We start from the raw sequence: 25,720 nt of genomic DNA on the forward strand, positions 1-25,720 counted from the left end.
CCTTACTCCTGTGCACCCGAGATGCGGGTGAGCGGCCTGTGCGCCATGGCTTTCCACACCGGCCGAAGCGCCTGGTGCGCCGCAACGAAGGAAGGGAAGAGCGCATCGTAGGTTTGCGAAAGCGCCTCGTCATAGGCATCGCAGTCGCCGAGAAGCGGCGTCACCCACTCGGCGGCGCAGTCGTCCATCGACCGATAGACGCCAAGGCCGACCGCGGCCATCATCGCCGCACCTGCAGCACCTGCTTCCTGGCGGCTGCTCGTTCGCACTTGCGCGCGTGTCGCCGCCGCGATGATCCGACGCAGGGACGGGCTGCGCGCGGCGCCGCCCGACAGCCGGATCTCACCCGGCACCGCGCCCATCGCCTGGTAGCAATCGCGGGCTGCGAAGGCCAATCCCTCGAGGACCGCGCGTGCCAGATCGCCGAAGCCGTGCTTGACCGAAAGGCCGATGAAGCCTGCGCGCGCATCAGGGTCGACGAACGGTCCGCGTTCGCCGGCGAGCGAAATATAGGGCTGGTAGACCAGCGATCCCGGCTCCGATCCCTCCACCCAGACGTCGAGCACCTTCAGCAAATCGTCGCGCGAGAGCTCGGCGCCGCCGGCGGTGAGCACGTCGCGCGCGAGGCCAAGCAGCCAGTCGATGTTGAGCGTCGCCGCCATGTTGGACTGCAACTGCGCAAAGCCACCCGGGATAGGCATGGCGATCGTGTAGCCAGAGCCATCGCCGTTGAGCACGACATCGCCGGGTGTGCGGGCGAAGCGCGTGTGTATGCCGGTCGAGCCGATGACCGTGCAGCCGACATTGCCTGAGGGATCATAGAGGCCGGCTCCGAGCGCTGTCATGACCATATCCACATAACCCAAAACAACCGGCGTACCTTCGAGCAGGCCGGTCTCTCCTGCCGCCGATCGCGAGAGCGGATGATGGTCGGTGGTGCCCTCAATCATGGGAGGCAACAGGCGGCGATGCGTCGTCAGATCCAGAATGTCGAAGACTTCGTCGGAATAGCTGCGCGAGCGAAAATCGCCGAAGGTGAAGGTTCCTTCGGATGGATCGGTGGCGCGCTCGCCCGTCATCCTGAAGTAGAGCCAATCCTTGCAATGCAGTGCGGTCGCCGCCTGCTTCAGCATGTCCGGATTGTTCTTTTTCATAAAGGCAAGCTGCGCGCCCTGCTGGCAGGAGTTGAGACCCGTGCCGGTCAGTTCAAATCGCGTGCGATCGCGGGGATCGGCGCGCATCTCGTCCACCAGATGTCCGGCGCGGGCGTCGAGCCACAGCCACGCGCGCCCGACCGGCAAGCCGTCGCCATCGATCAGCCAGGTTCCGTCGCCCTGCCCGGTGATGGCAACCGCCGCGGTTCGTTGCGCGAGGTCGGGAATTTTGGTCGCCAGGTCGCGAACGGTCCGCGCCATGTCACGCCAGGTCTGATCGAGGTCCTGCTCGGCGCCGCCACCTTCCAGCGTGACGAATCTGTTGTTCACCGACGTCATGGCGAGCTGCCGGCCGGACAGATCGAAAGCGACCGATTTGATCACCGACGTTCCCGCGTCGATCCCGATCAGCAGATCTTTCATGCCGTAAATTCCGGTTGGTTACGAAGGCGGTTCACAGGGACGTTGTTTCGAGCGGTAGAAGAGGCAGGGAGTGTCCGCAAGGACACCCCCTGTGCAGGTTTCATTCCGACAGCACGAAGGGTGCCGTGTACTTGTCGACATTGTCCTTGGTGATGAGAAGGCAATCGAACAGCTGCTTCTCGGTCGCAGCACCGGTGGCGCCCGACTTGATGAACGAGTCCGCCTGCTGCACGGCCTTGGCCGAGAAGATGGCGACTGGCTGAAGCACGGTGTACTGCAGTTCACCGGACTTGATTGCGGCAACCGCGTCCGGAGAGCCGTCGAAGCCGCCGACCTTGATGCCGGAAAGCTTGCCGGCTTCCTTCAGCGCCGCAACCGCGCCGAGCGCCATTTCGTCATTGCCGCTGATCACGGCGATGATGTCGGGGTTGGCCTGCAGCATGCTCTGCATCTTGTCGTGGCCCTTGGTACGATCCCAGTCGGCGACCTGCGAGGCGGCCTTTTCGAGGTCCGGATATTGGCTCAGCACGGTCGCGTAACCGTTCGAGCGGGTGGCGGCGTTGTTGTCCGAGGGGGCGCCGAGGAGTTCGACATATTTGCCCTTTTCGCCAACTGCCTGCACCCATTGCTGGGCGCCCAGAGCAGCACCCTGGGCATTGTTGGAAACGAGCTGCCCCTTGGCGAGACCTTCCTGATTGATCTCGGCGTTGACGAGGAAAACCGGGATGTTGGCGGCAATCGCCTTCTTCACCGCACCGACAGAGCCGTCGGCATTGGCCGGATCAAGGATGATCGCTACGGACTTGTTGGTGATGGCGGTGTCGATCAGGTTGCTTTCCGTGTTGGTGTCGCCCTTGTGGGCAGCGACGTTGGCCGTATAGCCGAGCTTCTCGGCTTCGGCCTTGGCGACATTGCCCTCGGTCAGCCAGTAGGGGTTGGCCGGGTCGTTGACGATGATCGAGATCAGGCCCGCGGCCGACGCGGCGGCCGTGAACCCGACAACCATCGCAGCGGCAAGCAGACTTTTCAGCATGGTTTTCATGTACATTCCTCCAAATGATTTACGCGGTGTTGCTGCCAGTCACCTGGCAGTCTTCCCTTGGGCAGGATTGGCCGGCTCGGCCTTCCCCCGTTGCTGAGAAGTCGGTTGGCCGCCCGTCGAAGCCGGGAGCTTGCTACGGCGGCGATACTGAACGGCATTGAGAAGCACGGCGAGCACGATGACGGCGCCAGTGAACACTGTCTGCCAGTAGGACGAGATACCGATGATCACCAGACCGTCGGAAAGGAAGCCGATGACGAAGGCGCCGAGCAGGGTTCCGCGGATGTTACCGCGCCCGCCGGTCAGCGCCGCGCCGCCGATGACGACGGCCGCAATGGCCGTCAATTCGTAGGTGGTGCCGGCGGTCGGACCCGCCGACGTCAGCTGCGAGGACAGGATCAGGCCGGCAATGGCTGCACAGATGCCTGACAGCACATAGACGGAAACCTGCACCGTCTTGACCGGAACACCCGACAATTCGGCCGCGCGCTCGTTGCCGCCTGATGCATAAAGCCAGCGCCCGAAAGCGGTGCGGTTCAAGACGATGCTGCCGATGAGCGCGATGACCACCAGAACCACCACGCCGGTCGGCACGCCGAACAGGCGGTTGAAGCCGAGCGCGTCGAAGCCGGTGTTTCCCAGCTCCGGCTTGCCTCCAAGGTTGTTGTAGGTCAGGCCGCTGGTCATCAGCAGCGCCAGGCCGCGCGCCATGTACATGACGCCCAGCGTGGCGACGAAGGCCGGAACCTTGAAGCGCGCGATGAGCACGCCGTTGATCAACCCGACACCGGCGCCCAGCATGCAGGCAATCACCGCGACCACCCAGACCGGCGGGTAGAGAACGATGCCCAGCCAGGTCAGCGTCACGCCTTGCATCAGGAATCCGGCAACGACGCCGGCAAGGCCCAGCGTCGACCCCACAGACAGGTCGATGCCGCCATTGAGGATGACGAGCAGCATGCCGACCGCCAGAATTCCGAAGATGGCGACATGCGAGGCCATGGTCAGGAAGTTCGCCACCGAGAGGTAGTAGGGCGACAGGATCGAGAAGACGACGATGATGACGATCAGGGCAAAGAACGCCCGGCCCTCGAGCAACAGCTTGGCGAGATCGAAGCCTTCGCCGCGCGCGCTTGAACTGGACTGTTTTCTGGCCTGGCTGACGTCGGTCATGATCGGGGCTCCGATATTCATGGTGATCAGGCGACCACGGCTTCGCCGGAGGCGGCCATGATCTGCTCTTTGGTGGCGCTGGCGCCGAATTCCGCTGAAATCCTGCCCCGGCGCATCACCACGATCCGGTGCGCGATGCTGAGGCACTCGTTGACCTCGGAGGTCGAGAAGACGACCGCCAGACCCTGCGCGGCGCGTTCGCTCAGCAAGCGGAAGACCTCCGCCTTGGCGCCGACATCAATGCCACGGCTCGGCTCGTCGAGGAGGATGACCTTGGGGTTGGTCGTCAGCATCTTGCCGATGACGACCTTCTGCTGATTGCCGCCCGACAGCGATCCGATCATGGCATTGCCGCCCGCGGTCTTGACGGTCACCTTGCGGATCGAGTCCTCGACCAGCTCCCGCTCCCTGGAGCGGGACAGAAACAGCCCTTTTGCAAACGCCTCGATGCTGGCAAGCGAGAGATTGCGGCCGACGGTCATGGTCTGCACCAGCCCGTCGCGCTGGCGGTCCTCGGGGACGAGCACAAGACCTTTGGCGATGCGCTGGGCAATGCTCAGTCTCGATACGTCCTCGCCTTCCAGCAGCGCCCGGCCACCCGCCATCGGCATGCGTCCGGCGACGGCTTCCAGCAATTCCGTGCGTCCGGCGCCCATCAGCCCATAGATGCAGACGATCTCGCCTGCCCTGACATCCAGCGACAGATGATCGACGACGGAATAGCCCGAGCCCGAAGCGTCTATGACGCTGACATCCTCGATCGACAGGGCGACCTCGCCGAACGCATGGCCTGTCGGCGGCGAGCCGAGATCGAAGTTCTCGCCCACCATGTTGCGGACGATCCACTCGAGATCGATGTCCCTGGCTTCGGCCGTAGCCGTTATCGCGCCGTCGCGCAGGACAACGGCGTAGTCGGTGATCTGCAGCGCCTCTTCGAGGTGATGTGAAATGTAGACGATGGAAACGCCGCGGCTGGTCAGGTCACGGATCACCTTGAACAGCACCTCCACCTCGGTCGCGCTGAGCGCCGAGGTCGGTTCGTCCATGATGAGGATGCGCGAGTCGACCGACAGCGCCCGCGCGATCTCGACGATCTGCTGCTGGCCGAGGCGCAAATCCTCGACCAGGGTCATCGGGTCGATGTCCTCTTCGAGATCGGCCATCAGCGCGCGCGCCTGGCGCGATTCCTCGGCGAAGTCGATGCCAGTCCTGGTGCGCAGTTCACGGCCCATGAAGATGTTGTCGCGAACGCTGAGGTTCGGCGCCAGGCTGAGTTCCTGGTGGATGATCGAGATGCCGCGATCGCGCGCGTCCGAGGACGAGGAGAAGCTGACGAGATTGCCGTCGAGCACGATGTCGCCCGATGTCGGCGTGACGACGCCGGACAGGATCTTCATCAGCGTCGACTTGCCGGCGCCGTTCTCGCCGAACAGTGTGGTGACCTTGCCGCGATGGATGTCGAAATTGACGCCCTTGAGCGCATGAACGCCACCATACGACATGACGATGTTGCGCGCCGAAAGCACGGCGTCGCCATTCCCGGGCGCGGTGTCGGCAGCCGGTTTCATTGCACCTCCAGCCTCACCGGAGTGACCAGCCAGCTCTTCGGATTGACCAGCTTGAACGCGCCGACCACCGATATGGTCTTGCCGGTCAGGGCGCTCGTATCGACCTTTGCCAGGACTTCCTTCTTCATCTCGTTGTTCAGCGCCGAGCCGGCGTCCTGGTATTCGATCTGATTGGTGAACTGGCCAAATGTGATCTTGCCGGTGGCGTCACGCAGCTCGGTGCCGTTGATCGCCGGCCCCGTCTGTACGCGAACCTGCAGCGTGTCCGGCACGCCCTCGACGGCGACCTTGTAGATGCCCGATTTTCCCTCGCCGAAGACGCCGGTGAACTTGACCGAGATGACCGGTCCGACGCCCGCCGGCACGCCGTATTCCTTCTCGGCGGTCGCCCTGTCCTTGGCGATCGCCGTTGCCACCGTCACCGCGTCGGCAGCTCGCGCTTCGACATCGGCCTGCACCTTGGGAAATTCCGACTTGCCATAGTCGGCCGCCGAAAAGACGGCGCTGCGAACGTCGCCTGCGGATCCGATCCTGACCACCTTTGTGTCGAGCGCCATGGCGCCGAGCAGGACGACAACCGCGGCGCCGGCAAGGATGCGGCGCAGGCCGGGCGAGACCTGCCGGGCCGATGCGGTGGTGGCCTTCGCGCTCATGATGCAAACACCGGCGATGCGGGTTTTCCGTTGTCACGCATTCGACGATCCTCCGTTCACATGGCGCTTCGCCGCGCCGGCCGCTCCATTGGATTGGTTCAGTTCCACAAGGGCACGGGCGGTGCATTCATCGGTGATCAGGCCGCTCAGGTAACGGCTTTCGAGCACTGCTTTGATCGCCCGCACTTTCACCTTGCCGCCGGCGACGGCGACAATCCTGCGACCTTTCAATTGGTCCCGCGGCAGAGCCAGGATTCTTTCCGACAGCGCCGTTTCCACAGGACGCCCCTTGTCGTCGAAGAAATGGGCGAGCAGCTCGCCGACGCCGCCATCGCGCTTGACCTCATCGATTTCGGAATGCTCGATCATGCCGGTTGCGACCAGCGAAGCTTCCCGCTCGGCGGTCCCTATGCCGACGAACATCAGGTCGGACCGGCCTGCCAGAGCGAAGACATCGCTGATGCCGCGCTGGCCGAGCAGCACCTCACGGTCCTCGGCGGTGTTGGCGACGAAAGGCACCGGCATCACATAGGCCTGCGCGCCGGTCCGTTCGGCCAGCCGATGCATGACGTCGTGCGGGTTGGCCGCAAATTTTCGCGTCACGCCGCCAAGCAGCGAGACGAAACGGATATGGGCGGCAGGGGTGCGCGTCAGATATTCGACGCTGGCCGCAAGGGTGCGGCCATGGCCGACGCCGATCAGCATGTCTTCGCCACGATCGATCTCGCGCTTCAGGAACTGCGCACCGGCGATGCCCAGTCCCCTGAGCGGCAGGTCTTCCTGATCCAGATCCGGAACCACCTCGCAATAATCGAGCCCGTATGCGGCGGTGAGGCGCTGCTCCAACTCCACACACTCGGCGACGTCGCCGTCGATAAAGACCCTGACCAGACCTTCCTGGTTGGCCTTGGTGATGAGCCGATGCGCCTTGAGGCTGGTGAGGCCAAGCCGCTTGGCGACCTGGGCCTGCGTGAGACCCCCGGCGAAGTGAAGCCACGCCGCGCGTGTGGCGAGGCTGGACTCGTGGTCGCGGTTAGCGGTTCCGCCAGATTTCAAGCCATCTCCTCCCCGAGATGATATTATTATCTTTGTGTGCAAAAATTTTCATACCTTTGCATCGCTGTCAATCCCTCCGCCAATTGGCCCCCAACCCGTTGCGGGGAATCCACGGGCCTCGCCCCTCGCCGATACGTCGCCCTCTCGGTCGGCGTCGGTCCATTAGGAGGTCGGCATGTTGGCCGATCATATGGCGATGTTAAATTAACGTCAATTGATGTTATTTAACGTCCTTGTTGGCGACAACATGAAGGCGATCGTCGCCTATTTGCTAATTAAGTGTATATTTTTATTATGAAATTATCATCGGGATAAAAATCCCAATTCATCTGTGAGCTGGGACCTTTTGGGTGCGCGGCGCAATCAGGAGCAAACCGATCGGATTTGCCCAGAAAAGGGTATCGGCATTGTCGATGACGCGCTCAGTCCAGCCGCATCAGATTCCTGCCTTCGAGCTCCACGACAGCGGCCTCGACTTCCTGCGCAATGCGCCTGGCGTTCCAGCCCAGCGCGCGCCCGGCGATCATGGCAATCTCCTGCAGATCACGGCTTGTCAAGGTACCGCCTATGGCGAGCGTGCTGCGACGCATGACGATGTCGGCCAGATGTTCGACGAACTCCTTGCGGACGATGTAGTCGATTTCCGACCTGCCGTAGCTGTTGGAGTCCGGCAGATCGCCCTCACCATCTGGCCCATACGTCGCAATCTCCAGGGCCTTGGTCCCGTAGCGCGACAGCAATTGGTCGAGACGTCGTTCCTCGACGTCAGTCTCCGTCCGGGCCTGGGCTAGCCAGCTTGCGCGCGCCGCCGCATTGGCCGGGAAGTCCTTGCCGCCGCCGATCGGCATGGATTGCGTCGTTACCTTACGGCTGCGCCGCAGACGGTCGAGTATCGCGTCCGCGACTTCCTCGGCAAAGCCGCGAAACGTCGTCCATTTGCCGCCGACCAGCGAAATGACCGCGAAGGGCCTGTCCCGGTCCGGCTCGGCGACCGGAGCGGAATGATCGCGACTGATCAGGCCCGGCAGCGATGCTTCCGAGGCCGGCAGCGGCCTGATGCCGCTATAGGCGTAGACGATCTGGGCGTGTTCGAAAATCATGCCCGGCAACAGCGTCCGCACGCTCTCGAGCAGATAGTCGACTTCGTCGGGTTCGCAGCGGACCTCGTCGGGGTTGTCGGCCTTGATGTCGGTCGAGCCGACCAGCGCCAAGCCGAGATAGTCGTAGACAAGGCAGATGCGGCCGTCATCGGCCTCGAAATAAAGCATCCGCCCGGCCAGGCTTTTTACCAGTTCGTCATGCTTCAGCAGGATGTGCGAGCCCTTGGTGCCGCCAATCATCTTCGACGGTGTGCCGAGCAAGGCGTTGACATCGTCGATCCAGGGACCGGCGGCATTGACCACCAGTTTGGGCCGCACCGAGAATTCGACGCCGCTTTCCGCCTGGAAGCTCAGCATGCCATTGGCCGAACTCACCAGCGCCGTGTAGTTCGCGCTGGCGGAGGCTGCATTGGCCTGCAGCCCGTCTAGGATCAACTCGAGCACCAACCTTTCGGGATGGCTTATCTTGGCATCGTAGTAGGTGCCGGTGGCGACGATCGAAGGGTTGAGCGCCGGCATCTCACCGAGAGCCTGCCGCCGCCCAATCATGCGGTGGCGCGGCATGACCTGGTTTCGCGAGCCATAGAAATCATAGATCATCAGGCCGATCTTGATCAGGAGGGCGCCGCGGCTGCGCGGCGCGCTGGTCGAGCCGAACAGCGTTCGCAGCGCCGCCAGCATGCCCTTGCTCCACGAAAAGATCGGGATGACCGTCGGCAGCGGGCTGACGTAGTGCGGCGCGTTCTGCAAAAGCAGGTTGCGTTCGAGCGTCGACTGCGCAACCAGCCCGAACTCGCCGGTTTCGAGATATTTCAACCCGCCATGGATGAGCCGCGAGGGCGCGGCACTGGTGCCGGAGCCGAAATCCGCCTTGTCGACGATCAGGCAGCTGACGCCTTGCGCACACAGGTCGCGAAACAGCCCTGCCCCGTTGATGCCGGCGCCAAGAATGACGACGTCAACCTCGCCGGCCGCGGCCATGGCGGCGAGACGCCCGGCAGCATTTTCCGAACCTGCTGCGTCGGCTGGGCTCATTGTGCCGTCGTCTTGACGATGCGCAGCTTCACGCCGGCCCGTTCAAGGTGCTGCGCCTGTGCATCGCCCAGCCCTTCGGTCGTCAGCACGGCATCGAAACTGGTCAGATCGTCAAAGACATGCAGTGCGATCCGGTCGAATTTTGCATGGTCGACCAGCAGGATGCGCTTCACCGATGCGGCCATCATCGCCTGCTTGACCCGCACGACGTTGGGATCCTGGATGAAGGCTGTGGTTCCGGTGATGGCCGAAGCCGAACAGATCAGGATATTGGCGCGAAGCTGCGCCACGGCATTCTCGCAGACGATGCCGATATAGGCATTGTAGGTGCCGTGATACTTGCCACCGAGACAGATGAAGTCGATGTCGTCGACATTGGTCAGCAGCGAAGCCGTCGCCACGCTGTTGGTGATGACGGTGAGCGGCTTGACGTCGAGCAGCAGCGTGGCGACGGCGTTTGCCGTCGATGAATCGTCCAGCATGACCACCTGTCCGGCTTCGACATAATCCAGTGCCGCCCGAGCCAGCATATCCTTCTCGACTCTGTTGACAGTCACCCGGTAGCGAAAGGCGCTTTCGTAGAGGCCGGAAGGCTGAACCGTCACCGCGCCGTGCAGTTTGCGCAGCACGCCCTGCTGCGCCAGCCGGTCGATGTGCCGGTGGATGGTCATGCGCGATACGCCGAAATGCTCGACCAGATCGTCGATGCGCACCTGGCCGAGCTTGATTACATATTCGGCGATCTCTTCGCGTCGTTCGTCGGCCTTGATCATGCGGTCCCCCTGGTGTCTGGCCGCGCCAGCCTTTCGATCTCAGGCCATTGCGACTTCAGCTGCTCGGCGATGCGGCAATAGAGGGAGAACCGCTCGCTGAACACAGCACTGGAGGCAGGCACAGGCTGATACTGGCGCGCCGTCATGCCGACCTGCCTGGCGCCCTGTTGCGGCGTCGCAAAGATGCCGACCGCGGCGCCGGCGCAAAGGGCGGCACCAAAGGCGGCAGCCTCATCGGTCGAGGTGATGGTGACCGGGGCGTTCAGCACGTCGGCAAACATCTGGACGAAAGCCGGATTGCGCGAACCGCCGCCGGTCAGGCGTATTTCGCGGACGGTGAAGCCCTCGCGCAAGGCTTCGACATGGGTGCGATGATTGAAGACAATGCCTTCCAGAACCGCCTTCAGCATGTCGCCGCGATCGTGCCAGCCGTGCAGGCCAACAAAACTGCCGCTGGCAACGTCGCCATAGGGGGAGCCGAACAGATAGGGATGAAACAGGATGGTCGAAGGCTTCTTCAGCGCAGCGTCGATCTCTGCTGCCAGCAATTCGTGGATGGAGCCGCCATCGGCGTTTGTCCTGTCCTGCTCCGAGCGGCAGAAGGTGTCGAGAAACCAGTCGTAGTTTGCAGTCGAGGCCGGCGAGATCGCCATGTTGTTCCAGCAGCCTGCGTCGATGGCGTTACGACAGAACCAGCGCCGGTCGACGCGCGGTTTCGAAGAGACGACTTCGTTGATGGAATAGGTGCCGGCGACGATGCTGAGCACGTCCTCCTCATGGCCGCCCATGCCAAGCGCCGAAGCGGTCACGTCGTGCAGGCCGCACGCGACCGGCGTTCCCTTGCGAAGGCCAGTCATTTCGGCGGCATCGGCGGTGACCTGGCCGACGATGTCGGCCGAATGCGCCACTGGCGGCAGCGCGTCGAAAAGGTCGCCCAATCCGAAGACCTGCATCGCTTCCGGCGCGTAGGCCTGCGTGCGGAAATCGGTGAACGACGTGCTGGCCTCCGTACGATCGGTGCCGATCGTGCCGGTCAGGCAAAAGCGAAGCCAGTCCTTGCAGGCCAGTATGTGACCGATGCGAGCATAGCGATCCGGATCGTTCTTCTTGAGCCATGCAAGCAGCGCTGAAGGCGCCGAAACATGCGGCGCCTGGCCGGTGCACGCAAGCGCTTCGTCGAAGACCTGATCCGCCGACCATTTTTCGACAATCTCGCCGGCGCGGCTGTCGAGCGACAGGATTCCGGGCCCTAGCGGCCGGCGATCCTTGTCGAGCAGATAGAGACCATCGCCATGCGCGGTCGCCGCCACCGCCCTGATGTCGTCCGCCGGCCGGCCACAGAGCGCGATCGCTTCCTTGATGGCGTCGGCGGTCGCTTGCCAGAGGCCTGCCATGTCGCGCTCCACCCAGCGCGCATGGGGCATCGACTGCGGCACCCGCCGGCGCGCCACCGACAACTGCGTGCCATCGGCGTCGAAGATCACCGCCTTGGTGACCGTGAGGCCGTTATCGATTCCGAGCAAACTGGGCATGATCACCGCCTCTTTCGGCAACTGGCGATGCGCACTGCGCGACAATCCTGCAGGCTGGGGCAAGGGCTACAGATATGGCGACAGTCAATGGACAACGGCGATACAATGCACTGACACCTTGCGGATTGAACGGACCATATAGCGATGTGAATTTAACGTCAATATGTGAGACAATGCCACTGGCATCGCTGAAATTGAGCGATATCGAAAATCAGAAACTTACTAACTTCCTGATTTTGTTTAAATTTTTTGCTACAAAAATATCCCATCGAGATCGTTCATTCCGTCAGATCGGCCATTCCATTCGAACTCGAAATCTCCGTGGACGCCATGGGATCAAGCCGACGGATTCAAGACCTCATGAATCGCTTCGACAACGAAGTCCTGCGTGGCTTCGTCCCAGTAGGGGTGTATGGCAGGCTGAAGACTTCATGTGCCAACCCTTCGGTGACAGGAAGCCGCCCTGCGCTACTCGAAAGAATAGGTGAAGCCCTCCTTGGAGGCGCCGACGGTCACCTTCGTCATCTTTTCGCCTCCGAGCGACCGGTTCAGCACGCCGCGGCTCAATTCCGGCAGAAGCGTGTTGGTCAGGATGGCATCGATCATCCGCCCGCCGGATTCGATCTCGGTGCAGCGAGCCTTGACCAGGTCCATGACGCCGTCGCCGATCACCAATTCGGCGTCGTTGGTTGCACGCAGCCGACGCGCGATCTTGGCGAACTGGTGGCGGGTGATCGCTTCGATCATCGAATCCGAGAGCGGATAGTAAGGAATGGTCACCACGCGGCCGAGAAAGGCCGCGGGGAAGACCTTCAGCAGCGGGCTGCGCAAGGCGGTGTCCAGATCGTCGAGCCCGGCGCGCAGCGTACCGTTCCTGGTCCGGTCCATGATGACCTCCGAGCCGACATTCGAGGTGAGCAGGATCAGCGTGTTCTTGAAATCGATGCGCCGGCCTTCGCTGTCGTCCATCATGCCCTTGTCAAAAACCTGGAAGAAGATTTCGTGCACGTCCGGATGGGCCTTCTCGACCTCGTCGAGCAGGATCACCGAATAGGGTTTGCGACGGACCGCCTCCGTCAGGATGCCACCCTTGCCGTAGCCGACATATCCGGGCGGAGCGCCCTTCAAGGTAGAGACGGTATGTGCCTCCTGGAACTCGGACATGTTGATCGAGATCAGGTTCTGCTCACCCCCATAGAGCGTTTCGGCCAGCGCCAATGCAGTTTCGGTCTTGCCGACGCCCGAGGGGCCGCAGAGCAGGAACACGCCCACTGGTTTTTCCGGCGCGCCGAGCCCGGCGCGACTGGTCTGCACACGCTTGGCGATCATCTCCATGGCGTGATCCTGGCCGACCACGCGTTCGGACAGGGTCGCGGCGAGCCGCAGCGCCTTTTCGGTCTGGCTCGACAGCATCCGCCCGGTCGGGATTCCCGTCCAATCCTGAACGACCGCCGCGATGGCGTTGCGGTCGACCGACGGCAGGATCAGCGGCGTCTCGCCTTGCGCCTCGGCGAGTTCGGCCATCAGCTCGCGCAGCCGGGCGAGATCGGCGGCCGGTTCCGGTGGAGGGGCTTTCGCCTCCGCTGGTGTCTCCACGCCGGCCTTGGCCGTTTTGGACTTGGCTGTTTTGGCTTTGGGCGCTTCAGTCTTTAGCGTTTCGGTTTGGGGCGTTTCGGTCTTGGGCGGCAGAGTCTTAGCGGCGTCCGAGCCTGCCGTCTCGGCATTGGCCCCAGGCGTCTCCACCGCATCGAGCGGCACACCTTCGCCGCGCAGCCGGGCACGCAATTCGAGTATCTCGCCAACCAGTGCCTTTTCCCGATCCCAACGTTGTTGCGCTGCGGCCAGCGTGACCTCGGTTTCGGCAAGGCCGGTGTCGACCCGCGCCTGCCGCTCGGCCACCTCGATGCCGATCGCGGCCTCGCGGCCGATGATGCCGTTCTCGACCTCCAGCGCCTGGCGGCGACGCATGATGTCTTCGACCTCGGCCGGCGTGGCATGCTGCGATATGGCGACACGGGCGCAAGCGGTGTCGAGAAGGCTCACCGCCTTGTCCGGCAATTGGCGTGCCGGGATGTAGCGATGCGACAGGCCGACCGCTGCCTCGATCGCCTCATCCAGTATCTGCACCTTGTGGTGCTGTTCCAAGACGCCGGCCACGCCGCGCAACATGAGAACCGCCACCGCCTCCGACGGCTCGTCGATCTTCACCACCTGGAAACGGCGGGTCAGCGCCGGGTCTTTCTCGATGTGCTGCTTGTATTCGGCCCAGGTCGTTGCCGCGATGGTGCGAAGTTCGCCACGCGCCAGCGCCGGTTTCAGGAGATTGGCGGCATCGCCCGTTCCTGCCGCGCCGCCGGCGCCGATCAAGGTGTGGGCTTCGTCGATGAACAGGATGACCGGCGTTTCGGACGATTGAACCTCGTCGATGACAGCCTTCAGCCGTTTTTCGAATTCACCCTTCACGCTCGCACCCGCCTGCATCAATCCGACATCGAGCATGCGGACACTGACATCCTGCAGTGTGGGCGGCACGTCGCCCTGGGCGATACGCAAGGCAAAGCCCTCGACGACCGCCGTCTTGCCGACCCCGGCCTCACCGGTGAGGATCGGGTTGTTTTGCCGGCGTCGCATCAGGATATCGACGATCTGCCTGATCTCCGGATCGCGGCCGACGACCGGATCGATCTTGCCGTCGCGGGCGCGCTGGGTCAGGTCGGTGGCGTATTTCGCCAGGGCAGAATCCCCGCCCGGAGCCCGCTTCGGCGTTTCGGCCGTGGGAACCGCGATCGCTGCACCGGCTTCGAGCGAACCTTCCACGACATCGGCGAACCGCGCGATGACCGCGTCGGCGTCGATCTTGTCGAACTCGCCGCTGATCTTCGACAGCAGGCCTTCCAGCACCGGCGTCTTCAGGCAAGCAAGGAGGATATGTGCGCTGCGGACTTCCTCCGTCTTGAATTGAAGCCCTGCTAGGCTCCAGGCTTCCTGGATGGCATGGAAGATGTGGTCGGAAAATTCCTCGATTGAGGTGGCGCCATAGGGCAGTTTGTCGACCGCGCGGCTCATGTCGCCGGCCAGTTGGCCCGCATCCACGCCGGCATCGGCAAGGATCATCTGAACGTCGCTGCGCTCCGAAAGCACCAGTTGCTCGATGAAGTGGACCAGTTCGACATAGGGGTTGCCACGAAGCTTAGCTGCAGCCGCGGCGGCGCCAAAGGCCCGCCTACCGGTCGGATTCAGTTTGTCGACCAGTTCACTGCGTTTGACGCTTTGCGACGATTTACGCCGCGGCGTGCTGGCTGGTTCCATCGAACGTGCTCCTGCAATCAGGGCTGCCGGTTACCAACCTGCCACAGAAGCCGCCGATTGACAAAGTGCGTGATGGACGGGGCTAGATGCGCAGTCAGCCGGCACTCAAGAACGTCGCGTTTAGCTTCTGTTAATTTTTGAGCAGTCGTTGAATTGTGGTAAAGTACAACGGTGTGATAACGTCGCGTCACGTACGGTTTGACGGCCGGTCGCTGGGGGTTGGTGTGATTGATCTCGCACTCTGGCTTACTCCGCTCGACGGTGAAAATCCGTCCGGGGAGGATTTGCGCAACGACCCGGCTTTTCATGAGCTGGAGCGCCTGACGGAAGCCCAGATCAAGGTCCTCCACGACGGCAACAACAAGGCCACTTCGCAAAGCACCATTCCGGCCGACTGGGCGGCGGTGCTCGCCAGTGCGGATAAATTGCGCGCGCATGGCCGGGACCTGCGCCTGCTCGTCATCGTCACGCGCGCGCTGGCCAATGAAGAGGGCCTGGCAGGGCTCGCGCAGGGCCTGACCCTCATTGCGCAGACTTTCGATCAGTATTGGGAAACCATGCATCCGGCACTGCGGCCCAGCGCTTCGCCACGCGATGCCGCCTTGCGCCGCATCAACGCGCTGCTCGACCTGCAGAATGGTCAGGACGGGTTGTTGGCGAACTTGCGGCAAATGACGTTCTTTGCGCCACGCGCAATCGGCCCGATTCAGGGCGTAGACTTGGAAAAGGGTGCGCTCGACGACCGCGTCATGCTCCAGGAAGCCGCCTCGGGGTTGAACGCGGCAGAAAAGGCGGCGCTGGTCAGTGCGCACGGACAACTCTTGAACCGGGTGCGTGCCGGATGCGCGGCACAGATGGATCAAGCCAACGCAGAGATGGTCTTGCTGATCGCCGACACCCGGGCAGCGATGGCGGCCCTCGATGCGGTCGAGACCGCCCTCAACGCTCGTCTCGATGGCGGCGGCGCTCCGGTTCCGGAATTAAAGCGGTTTCTGCAGCGTTTGCTGACGACCCTCGAACGGAATTCGGCCGCCGGCGCCGTGGCCAATGGCGCGGCCAAGCCATCCCCGCCGGCAGAACCGGCAACGCCTGCTCGAAACGGTCATGGAGCCGATACGATGGCAAGTATGGCAAGCTACGCGGACTCAAGCACGGGGCTTCCCGACCGGATTTCCTCGCGTGACGACGTGGTGAAATGCCTCGACCTCGTCGTCGCCTTCTATGACCGCACGGAGCCGTCGAGCCCGATCCCGCACCTGGCTCGGCGTGTGCGCCGGATGGTGCACATGGATTTCGTTGAACTTATGGAAGATCTCGCCCCGTCGGGGCTGAAGGAATTCCGGCTCCTCGCCGGCGTTCCCGATGCCAAGAAGGCGGCTCAGAAGGATGAAAGGTAACAACACATGCCAGCCGAAAGCAAAGCGAAGGTCATCGAACGAAATCGCGCGCCGCGGGTGCAGATCGCCTATGATGTGGAAACCTATGGCAGCCCGACAACGATCGAACTGCCGTTCGTGATGGGCGTGATGGCCGATCTTTCCGGAGCTTCGCAAACCAAGGAAGCGTCAAAGTCGGTGCTGGACCGCTCCTTTGTCGAGACCGACGCGAACCGCTTCCCCAAGTTCATGGAGGCGCTCGGGCCCCGCGTCAAAGCCCGGGTGAAGAACACGCTGCCGCAGGCCGAAGGCCAGGAGCGCGACGAGGAACTGGCGCTCGATCTCACCTTCACCAAAATGGGCGATTTCGCCCCGGACAAGATCGCCGCGCAAGTTCCGCAACTGGCCGAGATCCTCAAGATGCGTCGTCAGCTCGAGGAATTGCTAGGCTTCATGGATGGCCGCGTCGACGCCGAAAAGCGCATCGCGCAGCTTCTGAACAACGAGCCGCTTCTTGGCAAGATCGCCAGTCAGGCGCTGACCGACGACGACAAAGCAGGGGAGTAGATCATGGCCGAACAGCAAAAGACCGCTACCGTCGCCGCCGAGGCTGAAGCCATAGACCTTGGAGAATTCAGCGGGCTCCTCGAGAAGGATTTCAAGGTCAAGAAGGACGACAGCGAGAAGCTGCAGCAACTCGTGCGCAATCTCGCGCTGGCGGCACAGTCCCGTTCCGACACCACGACCATCTCGTCCAATGCAATCAAGTCGATCAAGTCGCTGATCGCGGGCATCGACAAGATGCTGACGACGCAGGTCAACGAGATCCTGCATGCGCCGGAAGTGCGCGAAATGGAAGGCACATGGCGCGGCCTCTGGTACCTCGTCAACAACACCGAGACGGATCAGAAGCTGAAGATCCGGGTGATGAACATTTCCAAGGAGCAACTGGCCGACACGCTCGAAGACTTCGAAGGCCAGATGTGGGACCAGAGCCCGATCTTCAAGAAAGTCTATACGGACGAGTATTCGATGCTTGGCGGCGAGCCGATCGGCTGCGTGATTGGCGCATACGAATTCTCCAACCACCCGCGCGACGTCGGTCTGCTGCGCAACATCTCCGGCATCTGCGCCTCGGCGCATACGCCGTTCATCGCAGCCGCCTCGCCGCGCCTGTTCCGTATGGACAGCTGGCAGGAATTGCCGAACCCGCAAGACCTACAGCAGATCGTCTCCAACCCGGCCTATGCCTCGTGGCAGTCGCTGCGCGAGAGCGAGGACGCTCGCTACATCGGCCTGACCATGCCCCGGGTCCTGGCCCGGCTGCCCTACGGCACCGATACCGTTCCGGTGAAGGGCTTCACCTTCGAGGAAGAGGTGCAGGGCGATCACAACAAATATGTCTGGATGAATGCCGCCTTCCCGATGGGCGTCAACATCAACCGCAGCCATAAGCTGTTTGGCTGGGGCACGCAGATCCGCGGCGTCGAGAATGGCGGCACGGTGCTGAACCTGCCGGTGCACAGCTTCCCGACCGACGATGGGTCGATCGCGATGAAATGCCCGACGGAAGTCGCCATCGACGACCGACGCGAGGCCGAACTTGCCAAGCTCGGCCTGATGCCGATCCTGCACCGGAAGAATACCGATCTCGCGGCCTTCATCGGCGCACACTCGCTGCAGGACGACGAGACGCGGGCGGGACGGCTGGTCGACCCGGACGCACAGTCGAACGAGCGGCTGAGTGCCAACCTGCCCTATCTCTTCCCGGTCTCGCGCTTTGCGCACTACCTCAAGGCCATTGCGCGCGACAAGGTCGGCTCGTTCAAGGAGCGCGCCGACATGCAGATCTGGTTGACCGAGTGGATCAACCGGTACGTGCTGGCCAACCCGGCCTTTGCCGACGACAAGGCCCGCGCCAAGCGCCCGCTTGCCGCCGCGGAGGTTCAGGTGGACAGCGTGGAGGGGCGTCCCGGCTATTACGCTGCCCGCTTCTATCTGCGCCCACATTACCAGCTGGAGGGCATCAATGCCTCGCTCCGACTGGTGTCGGAACTACCGTCCGTGAAGACTTGATTTGCAGCAACCAGACCTTGTTTTTGTTTGAAAGCGGTGGAGAAAGACAATGCCAGTGAAGATTGACGGTTTTCTGAAGGTTCCCGATATCAAAGGCCCGAGCACCCGCGACGGCCACGATGACGAGATCGAAATCCATGGCGTCGACTACAAGATGGTCGCACCGTATGATCCGAATTCGCTCTCACGCCGTGGCCGCGTGTCCATGGGCATGATCAAGTTCATAAAACATTACGACAAATCCTCGCCCTATCTGAAAAAGGCTTTGTTCGAGAACAAGGCCCTGGATGAGGTGGTGTTCTCGGCACGGCGGACCATCGATGGCGAGACCAAGGATTACCTGGTCGTTACCCTCACCGACGCCTCTATCATGGAATACGACATGTCGCAGGCACCGGATGAGGAAGACCTGATCCAGGAAGAGGTCAGCTTCGCCTACAAGAAGATCAAGTTCGTCTATGACGGCAATGATGAAGCCGAAATGGATGTCTATGTCGGCAAGTGAGGTTCGGCGACCCGGCGCGGGCAAGCAGCAGACTACCGGCAGCTTGCGGGCCAAAAGCGAGGCTGTCCAGCCTTCACTTTGGGATCGCCTCGTCAATGACCTGCCGGGCCTGACCTCGGAGATAGACGGGCTGCGCCATGTCTTGCTCGACGAGCTTGGCGCGGACCGTCTCGACACACTCGTCGCCGGCAGTGCGCGGACAATAGACGCCGATGCGGAACTGACACCCGATCAAAAACGGCGTCTGCATCGATTGGCTTTTCAGACCCAGCACCGCGTCGAGATCGAAAGCCGCGGCGTGGTGGTTTCGGCTCGCGTGCTCAGGGAAGCGGTCCGGCGTGACATCGAGGCGCTTTTCAACACCGAGCGCTTCGAGGCCACACCGCTTCTTTCCGATCTGGAATACGAACAGGTGTCGGACAATCCACCTTCGCTCGCCGATTTTCCGGAGGTGCGTCGAAGCGTGGTCAATTACGGCGTGCCTTCCTTCTCGGGCCGGTCGTCCCGCGACTTTGATCGCGACGTGCTGGCGCGTGAGATCCGCGCGGTGCTCGCCACCTTCGAGCCTCGCCTCAAGGAGAGCGAAACAAAGGTTACGGTCACCCTTGGCGACAAAACCGTTGGCCTGAAGATCGAGATAGACGCCGTGCTGATCATGACGCCGACGCCGGAACGCATGCGCCTGCGCACCACGATCAATCTCGACAACGGCTTGGCGCGGACCGAAATTAGGGACGCCTGAGATGGATCGGGTCTTCGTCGAATATTACGAGGAGGAACTGACCCATATCCGTGGCCTTGCGGCGGAATTTGCCGACATGCATCCGGCGGTGGCGCGTAACCTTTCCCTCGATACGGTCCCGTGTCCGGACCCGTATGTCGAGCGGCTGCTGGACGGCGTCGCCTTCCTCGCCGCGCGCACCCGGCTGAAGGTCGATGCCGAGCGCTCGCGATTTTCACGCAGCGTGCTCGAGGTTCTCTATCCCGATCTGGTCACGCCGGCGCCGGCAACGGCGATGGCCGTGCTGAAACCCGGCCAGCAGGTCCAGACCATGCTCGCCGGCCACGTCGTCAAGCGCAACACGCGGCTGGTTTCCAGCCTGCAGCCCGGCCTGTCGACGCGCTGCACGTTCTCCACCGCGCAAGAAATGACCCTGTGGCCGATAGCGATCACTTCGGTCAGCTATTTTCAGGATCGCAGTGCGCTGGCGATGGCCGGCATAGGGCCGATCGGCGGCGTTAGTGGCGCGGCGGCGCTCCGCATCGTGCTGGCCCGGACCGGAAAAGGCAGGCTCGACGAATTGGCCCTCGACCGGCTCGACCTCTATTTTGCTGGACGCACCAAGGCGCCGCTCCTGTTCGACGCGATTTTCGGCGCCTGCTCGGCCGTTGGCGCACGCGCGGAAAGCAAGGCCAACCCATTGTCGCCCCTGCCGGTCCCCGAAATGGTCGGCATAAGCGACGACGAGGCCCTGATGCCTCGTACCCGTCCGACGTTCGAGGGGTACCGCCTGCTGCGCGAATATTTCATGATGCCCGAGCGCTTTCACTATGCGCGGGTTTCCGGACTTCAGCCCGTCGTGCGCCGATGCGCCGCCGGTCTCGAGATCATCTTCTTGTTCAGACGCGCGGTGCCCGAGCTGGCCGACCTGACACCCGCGGACTTCGAGCTTTTCGCGACGCCGATCATCAATCTGTTCGAACGTGAGTGCAACGTCATCGAGGTCGATGCGCGCAGGACGCGGCAGGTGTTGCATGCAGACCGAACGCGGGCGCGCGACTTCGAGATCTATCGGGTCATCCGCGTCGAGGACGCCGACACAGAAGGCAATGACGCCGAAATCCCCGAACTCTTCAGCCTGGGGCAGAACCGCGGCAGTGGCTGGGTTTATTCGACCGAACGGCGCCCTCGCCGCGCGACGGAGGAGGAACGGCGCGACGGCCTGACCCGCACCTCATACACCGGGGACGACGTTTTCCTGGCCATATCCCGGCCGCTCGGAAGCCCGGCGAACCGGCCGCTGAAGCGTCTCGACGTCATGGCGCTTTGCACCAATCGTGATCTGCCGATCCTCGATGACAATCCGACATTGACGCTGGAGGCCGGCGACCCGGTCGAAACTGTCAGGCTGCTTGGTGCGCTGCGTCCGCCGCAGCCGGCCATCCCCGCGGCACTGCCGGCTGGGGCCGACGGTGAATCGCGGGCCGACGATCTTGCCTGGCGGCTGGTGGCGCAGCTCGCGCTCAACTTCCTCAGCCTTGCCAAGGAAGGCCGCGGCATCGACCCTCTGCATGCTCTGCTCGACCTCTATGCCGACCGCGGCGATCCGAGCCTCGCCCGCAATGTGCATTCTATCGTGCGTATTGACTCGCAGCCGGTCATCGAACGGCTGCAGATCGATGGGCCAATGTGCTTCGGACGCGGTACCGAAGTGACGTTGCACGTTGATCAATCGGTCCTGGCCGGCCAAAGCTCCTTGCTGCTTTCGGCCTTGCTGGCGCGGCTGTTTGCCCGTCACGCCGGAATAAACGGCTTCGTGCGAACCCGCACGCGGCTGCTGCAGAAGCAGGAGGATGTGCCATGGCCGATGACGCCCGGCAATCGCTACCTGATCTAGACAAGCCTGGCCCGAACCGGGCCCAAGGTCTGTCCGAGACGTTCGACTTCTTCGAACTGCTGCGTCGCCTCGAACAGCGGAGCGGTCTGTTCGGCCATTCCGGCCGCCCGGACCGTGAGCCGGCTCGGCTCGGCCAGCATGTGCGTCTCGCCTTTTCGGCGCGGGACCTGGTTCAATTCCGCGAAGCCGATGGCGAGGCGCCGGCCCGGGTCACGGTCGCAAATCTCGGCCTGCTGGGACCCGAGGGTCCCATGCCGCTGCACCTTACGCGCTGGGTGCTCGACCGCCTGTCGCAGCGCTGGTTCGCCGGCACCGACGCACAGCTGACCAGCGACACGACGTTCGTGGACTTCGTCAACATTCTGCAGCACCGCATGATTGCCCTCTACTACCGGGCGTGGGCGGACGCGCATCCGGCCGTACAGGTCGAACGCGCAGTCGGCGGGCGCGTTCGCGCCATGCTGGAAGCCATGGCTGGGATCGGACTTCCCGGCACCCAGGACGCCGATCTCGATACGGTGAAGCTTCGACAGGCGGCCTCGCTCGCCAGCCAGGTCGACGGCCCGGAACGGCTGACACTGTTCCTGGCGGAAGCATTCAAGGTGCCGGTCCAGATCAGGGAGTTCATCGCTGCCTGGATAACCGTGCCGACCGGCCTCCAGACCCGCCTTGCAAAGGCCTATGCGGGGCTCGGCCGGGGGGCGACGATCGGCCCGCGGGTCTTCAACCGCCAGAGCAGGATCGAACTGCGCGTCGGCCCGCTGGGGTACGAGGACTTCAAGGCCTTCCTGCCTGGCGGCCAGCGGCTCAAACTGTTCAAACAGGCCGTTCGCGACATGATCGGGGAATCGCTCGACGTCGACCTGCGCATCGTGCTTGCGCGCGAAGCAGTGCCGCCGCCGCGTATCGGATCGGCACAACTCGGCCGAACCACCTGGCTTGCGCGGCCCGCCGAAAGGGGCGATGCTGACGACATGCGGCTGCGGACAATCGTCGGATGGCGGCCGGAAATCGCGGGGGTCGCGGCATGAGTCTGCTGCTGACGCTGGAGCAAGGGCCACGCACCCAGGCGGTACGGCAGACCCGGCTGGACGAGGGTGAGCTGGTGATCGGCCGCAGCGCCGACGCGGGCTGGCAGATCGAAGATCCCGACATGTTCGTTTCGCGAGCTCACTGCAAGATTTCCGGCGGGCGAGACGGGTATTTTGTAACCGACACGTCGAGCAGCGGATTGTTCATAAACGGCTCTGACAGCCCGCTCGGCGCCGGCAAGTCGACGCGCCTGCAAAGCGGCATGCGGCTGAGGCTGGGCGACTACATCGTCTATGTCGACCTGCAAACACCAGTCGCTCAGGCACCCGCAGCCGGCCAGCCGCTTCCCGAACGCGTGCCGCAGCCATCTCGGGCGCCGGTGAGCATCGGCCGCGATGATTTTTTTTCCGCCAAGGTCGAGGAAGAGCCGCGACGGCCACGTCCGGCCGATCTGCCGAACCCGTTCGAGCAGCCGGTTCCGGGCGCGTTCGAGCGTGCCGCATCCCAGCGCAACTCGCCTGCTTTCGATGACCCGTTCAGCCTCGATCCGGTTTCAACGCCTGTGTCGACAAATGCCGCCCCTTATTTCGAACCGGGCGGCGTGGCGAGCCAGGCGGACCCATTCAGCCTCGACCCGGTGCCGTCACCCAGCCGCGGAGCCGAACCGGCTGCCGGAAAGCCGTCCGATTTCAATGATGATTTTGGTTTCGGACCGGCGGCAGTGCCCAGTTCGGCAAACGGCGGCGGCACGACCGAACAGCGCGAGCGCGCCGCCCAACGACCCCAATCCGCCAATCCCTGGGATTTGCCCGTGCAAGCTGCCGATGCCCCTCCCCCACCACGTGCGGTCGCTGCTGCCAAACCCGCACGCCCGCCGGCCGCGCCACAGCCGGGGGAGTCGGCGCTTCGCTCGGCATTCCTGCACGGCATGGGCGTCGAGGAAGCCGATTTCCCCGGACGCGACAGCATCGCGGAAATGGAGAAGTTTGGCCGCGAATATCGGCTGATGATGGAAGGCCTGATGCAGCTTCTGCGCAAGCGGGCCGAGGAAAAGGGAAACGCCCGCGTCGCGCAAACCATGGTCGGAGCCTCCGAGGTCAATCCGCTCAAGTTTCTGCCAACTGTCGATGATGCCATCGTCACGCTTATCGCCGAGCGCAGCCCCGGATTTCTCGCCGGCGAAGCGGCAATCGCCGACGCGGTTCGCGATCTCGCGCAACATCACGTGCGCGCCTGGCGCGGCATACAGGCGGCCTTGCGGCGGATGATCGACCGTTTTGACCCGGCCGAGATCGAGGAAGAGCTGAAATCGAATTCGGCGATCGGCACCCTGCTTTCAGGCGGGCGCGGCGCCAAGCTGTGGGAGCTTTACCAGAAACGCCATCGTGAAATCGCCGAGAGCGCGGAAAAAAGCTTCCTTGGCGAAATCGGCGCTGATTTTCGGGATGCTTACGAGGAGGAGTGAGAGATGATCGATCGACGTGAATTTGTCGTTGCCCTGGGCGCGACGGGGTTGCTTGCGGCCTGCCAGAGTGGTCCGCCAAAACCATCGGTGATCACCGTCAACGTGACCGGCGGGGCCGGCATGAACCCAGGACCAGGTGGCGGCGATCGGCCGGTGACGGTTCTCGTGATGCGGCTGAAAAGCGCCGGCAAATTCAATTCCGCCGACTATTTTGCACTGCAGGGGGATGCCGGCACGGCGCTGGCAGGCGATCTTATCGGGTCCGACCAGATTGCTGTCGGGCCGGGGAAATCCGCATCCAAAACCATCACCGTCGAGCCGGACGCGACGGCGCTGGGCTTCGTAGCACTGATCCGCGAGCCTGGCGGCAGGAACTGGCGGACAACCAAGTCAGTGTCGCCGGGATCGAAATTCACGATCAATGTCACGCTAGGCAGCGGCGGCATTTCCGCCTAGCGGCCAGGGCAAGGGGAGCTCAATGCAGAGAGCAGCGGCATGAGCGATGCAAACAGGGTGCTATGGTCCGAGGGGCTTTTCCTGCGGACCCAGCATTTCCAACAGCAGGATCGCTTCTTCGAGGCGACGGTGCGCGGCGCATTGCAGGCCGGGCAACTGCATACGTTCGGCTTTCAACAGCTGACGCTGGACCAGGCATTGCTGGACGCCGGCCAGATTTCGATCCTGTCCGCACGGGGCATCTTCCCGGACGGAACGCCTTTTTCCATTCCAGACATGATGGACGCGCCGCGACCGCTGCCGGTGACCCCGGACACTGGCGCCGGACCGGTGCTGGTCGCCTTGCCGCTGGAGCCTGCCGGCGGTGTCGGCTTCGATCCGGCGCACGCCGCCGCCTCGGGAGCCCGATATCATGGGCGGATCGTTTCGGTGCGTGATGCAGTCCAGGGCGGTTCAGACCCTGAAGAAATCGAAATCGCCCGCCCGCAGGCGCTGTTGCTTGCACCCGGCAAGTCGGTCGGTGGCTACACGGCCTTGCCGATAGCCGACCTCAAGGGCGTTCGAGCTGATGGCGGCGTCTCCCTGGACGAGACCTTCCTGCCGCCGACACTGATTACCGGCGCGGTGGCCTGGTATCGGCAATTGTTGCTGGAGGTTGTCACCGGTCTCGACCAGATCGCCGAGGCGCATGGCAAGATGGTCATGGGTGGGCCTGGGCGCAGCGTTGAAGATCTGCTGATGCTCAATCTCGCCAATGCGGCGCGCCCGCGGCTGGCCCACATACTGGCCCAGGATGTCTTCCATCCGGCCGAGCTTTACCTGGAGCTAGCCGGGCTTGCCGGTTCGATGGCTACCTACGGATCGAGCGCACGGCGGCTGGGCGAGTTGCCGGCCTACGATCACATGGCCCCCGGCCCCGCCTATTCGGCGCTAGCGGATGCGCTGCGCTCGCTCATCCTCAGCCTGCGTTACATCGAGCCGAAATCGCGTGCGCTGCCTGTCATGAGGCATTCGACCAATGTCTGGAAAATCCGAATCGACAACCCGAAGCTGCTGGTGGCCAGCCGGATCGTCATCCGGGTCGGTTCGGAGCTGTCGGAGGACGCGCTGCGCAAGATTTTCGTCAACCAGGCGACCGTCGGCTCGGCCGACCAGTTCGAGGGCCTGTGGAAATCGCGCTTGCCCGGCATTCCGCTGAAACCGCTTCATTCGCAGCCGCGCGAAATCCCTTACGATGGCGATCGGCTATGCCTCGAGCTGGACCAGAAAAGCGAGTACTGGGCGTCGCTGCTCGATGCTCCCGGCTTCGTCATCGGCGTTTCGGGCGTGTTGCCAAGCGAGCCGCAGGTGGACTGCTATTCGGTGAACAGGTGA

The 25,720-nt window shown here is 63.1% G+C and carries 20 protein-coding genes; 10 read left to right on the top strand and 10 right to left on the bottom strand.

The window, feature by feature from the left end; translation table 11 throughout:
- Positions 1-2: 2 nt before the first annotated feature.
- The 10 genes from AC1DZU_RS10030 to tssH all read right to left on the bottom strand — a co-directional run bounded on the left by AC1DZU_RS10030 (position 3) and on the right by tssH (position 14,818).
- A complete protein-coding gene (locus tag AC1DZU_RS10030; RefSeq protein ID WP_477284114.1) occupies positions 3-1,577 on the bottom strand; it encodes an FGGY family carbohydrate kinase in 1,575 nt (524 codons plus the stop codon).
- 100 nt (positions 1,578-1,677) lie between these two features.
- Positions 1,678-2,619 (bottom strand): D-ribose ABC transporter substrate-binding protein, encoded by a 942-nt coding sequence (locus AC1DZU_RS10035; RefSeq protein ID WP_095081092.1) that lies wholly within the window; start codon positions 2,617-2,619, stop codon positions 1,678-1,680.
- A 39-nt stretch (positions 2,620-2,658) separates the two neighbouring features.
- Complete coding sequence (locus AC1DZU_RS10040) at positions 2,659-3,792, bottom strand: ABC transporter permease (protein WP_477284116.1); 1,134 nt, start codon at positions 3,790-3,792, stop codon at positions 2,659-2,661.
- A gap of 26 nt (positions 3,793-3,818) precedes the next feature.
- Complete coding sequence (locus AC1DZU_RS10045) at positions 3,819-5,360, bottom strand: sugar ABC transporter ATP-binding protein (RefSeq protein ID WP_477284118.1); 1,542 nt, start codon at positions 5,358-5,360, stop codon at positions 3,819-3,821.
- Positions 5,357-6,013 carry a DUF2291 family protein gene (locus AC1DZU_RS10050; RefSeq protein ID WP_477284120.1) on the bottom strand — a complete coding sequence of 219 codons (657 nt, stop codon included), beginning with the start codon at positions 6,011-6,013 and terminating at the stop codon, positions 5,357-5,359. Before AC1DZU_RS10050 ends, AC1DZU_RS10045 begins: the two co-directional genes overlap by 4 nt.
- A 33-nt stretch (positions 6,014-6,046) precedes the next feature.
- Positions 6,047-7,069, bottom strand: a complete 1,023-nt coding sequence (locus tag AC1DZU_RS10055) for a sugar-binding transcriptional regulator (RefSeq protein WP_477284122.1) — start codon at positions 7,067-7,069, stop codon at positions 6,047-6,049.
- A gap of 422 nt (positions 7,070-7,491) precedes the next feature.
- Positions 7,492-9,204 carry a glycerol-3-phosphate dehydrogenase/oxidase gene (locus AC1DZU_RS10060; RefSeq protein ID WP_477284124.1) on the bottom strand — a complete coding sequence of 571 codons (1,713 nt, stop codon included), beginning with the start codon at positions 9,202-9,204 and terminating at the stop codon, positions 7,492-7,494.
- Complete coding sequence (locus AC1DZU_RS10065; RefSeq protein ID WP_477284126.1) at positions 9,201-9,977, bottom strand: DeoR/GlpR family DNA-binding transcription regulator; 777 nt, start codon at positions 9,975-9,977, stop codon at positions 9,201-9,203. The genes AC1DZU_RS10060 and AC1DZU_RS10065 overlap by 4 nt, the downstream gene beginning before the upstream one ends.
- On the bottom strand, positions 9,974-11,509 hold the full coding sequence (locus tag AC1DZU_RS10070) for an FGGY-family carbohydrate kinase (RefSeq protein ID WP_477284128.1): 1,536 nt from the start codon (positions 11,507-11,509) through the stop codon (positions 9,974-9,976). Before AC1DZU_RS10070 ends, AC1DZU_RS10065 begins: the two co-directional genes overlap by 4 nt.
- A gap of 468 nt (positions 11,510-11,977) precedes the next feature.
- Positions 11,978-14,818: a type VI secretion system ATPase TssH gene (gene tssH, locus AC1DZU_RS10075; RefSeq protein WP_477284130.1), complete on the bottom strand. Its 2,841-nt coding sequence runs from the start codon at positions 14,816-14,818 to the stop codon at positions 11,978-11,980.
- Between the two features lie 224 nt (positions 14,819-15,042).
- Between tssH and tssA the strand changes: the two genes are divergently transcribed.
- The 10 genes from tssA to tssK are packed head-to-tail and all read left to right on the top strand — an operon-like array spanning position 15,043 to position 25,720.
- Positions 15,043-16,215: a type VI secretion system protein TssA gene (gene tssA / locus AC1DZU_RS10080; protein ID WP_477284132.1), complete on the top strand. Its 1,173-nt coding sequence runs from the start codon at positions 15,043-15,045 to the stop codon at positions 16,213-16,215.
- A gap of 6 nt (positions 16,216-16,221) precedes the next feature.
- Entirely contained in the window at positions 16,222-16,761 is a 540-nt protein-coding gene (gene tssB, locus AC1DZU_RS10085) for a type VI secretion system contractile sheath small subunit (RefSeq protein ID WP_095080775.1), read from the top strand.
- Positions 16,762-16,764: 3 nt separating this feature from the next.
- Positions 16,765-18,270 (top strand): type VI secretion system contractile sheath large subunit, encoded by a 1,506-nt coding sequence (gene tssC, locus AC1DZU_RS10090; RefSeq protein ID WP_477284135.1) that lies wholly within the window; start codon positions 16,765-16,767, stop codon positions 18,268-18,270.
- A gap of 49 nt (positions 18,271-18,319) precedes the next feature.
- Positions 18,320-18,775 carry an Hcp family type VI secretion system effector gene (locus AC1DZU_RS10095; RefSeq protein ID WP_095080773.1) on the top strand — a complete coding sequence of 152 codons (456 nt, stop codon included), beginning with the start codon at positions 18,320-18,322 and terminating at the stop codon, positions 18,773-18,775.
- Entirely contained in the window at positions 18,762-19,517 is a 756-nt protein-coding gene (gene tssE, locus AC1DZU_RS10100) for a type VI secretion system baseplate subunit TssE (protein ID WP_477284229.1), read from the top strand. Before AC1DZU_RS10095 ends, tssE begins: the two co-directional genes overlap by 14 nt.
- A 1-nt stretch (position 19,518) precedes the next feature.
- On the top strand, positions 19,519-21,393 hold the full coding sequence (tssF, locus tag AC1DZU_RS10105; protein WP_477284137.1) for a type VI secretion system baseplate subunit TssF: 1,875 nt from the start codon (positions 19,519-19,521) through the stop codon (positions 21,391-21,393).
- Positions 21,357-22,424: a type VI secretion system baseplate subunit TssG gene (tssG, locus tag AC1DZU_RS10110; RefSeq protein WP_477284139.1), complete on the top strand. Its 1,068-nt coding sequence runs from the start codon at positions 21,357-21,359 to the stop codon at positions 22,422-22,424. The genes tssF and tssG overlap by 37 nt, the downstream gene beginning before the upstream one ends.
- Entirely contained in the window at positions 22,421-23,890 is a 1,470-nt protein-coding gene (gene tagH / locus AC1DZU_RS10115) for a type VI secretion system-associated FHA domain protein TagH (protein ID WP_477284141.1), read from the top strand. Before tssG ends, tagH begins: the two co-directional genes overlap by 4 nt.
- A gap of 3 nt (positions 23,891-23,893) precedes the next feature.
- Complete coding sequence (tssJ, locus tag AC1DZU_RS10120) at positions 23,894-24,346, top strand: type VI secretion system lipoprotein TssJ (RefSeq protein ID WP_184871654.1); 453 nt, start codon at positions 23,894-23,896, stop codon at positions 24,344-24,346.
- A gap of 39 nt (positions 24,347-24,385) precedes the next feature.
- On the top strand, positions 24,386-25,720 hold the full coding sequence (gene tssK, locus AC1DZU_RS10125; protein WP_095080766.1) for a type VI secretion system baseplate subunit TssK: 1,335 nt from the start codon (positions 24,386-24,388) through the stop codon (positions 25,718-25,720).

The sequence above is a fragment of the Mesorhizobium sp. P2_A12 genome, assembly GCF_056405075.1.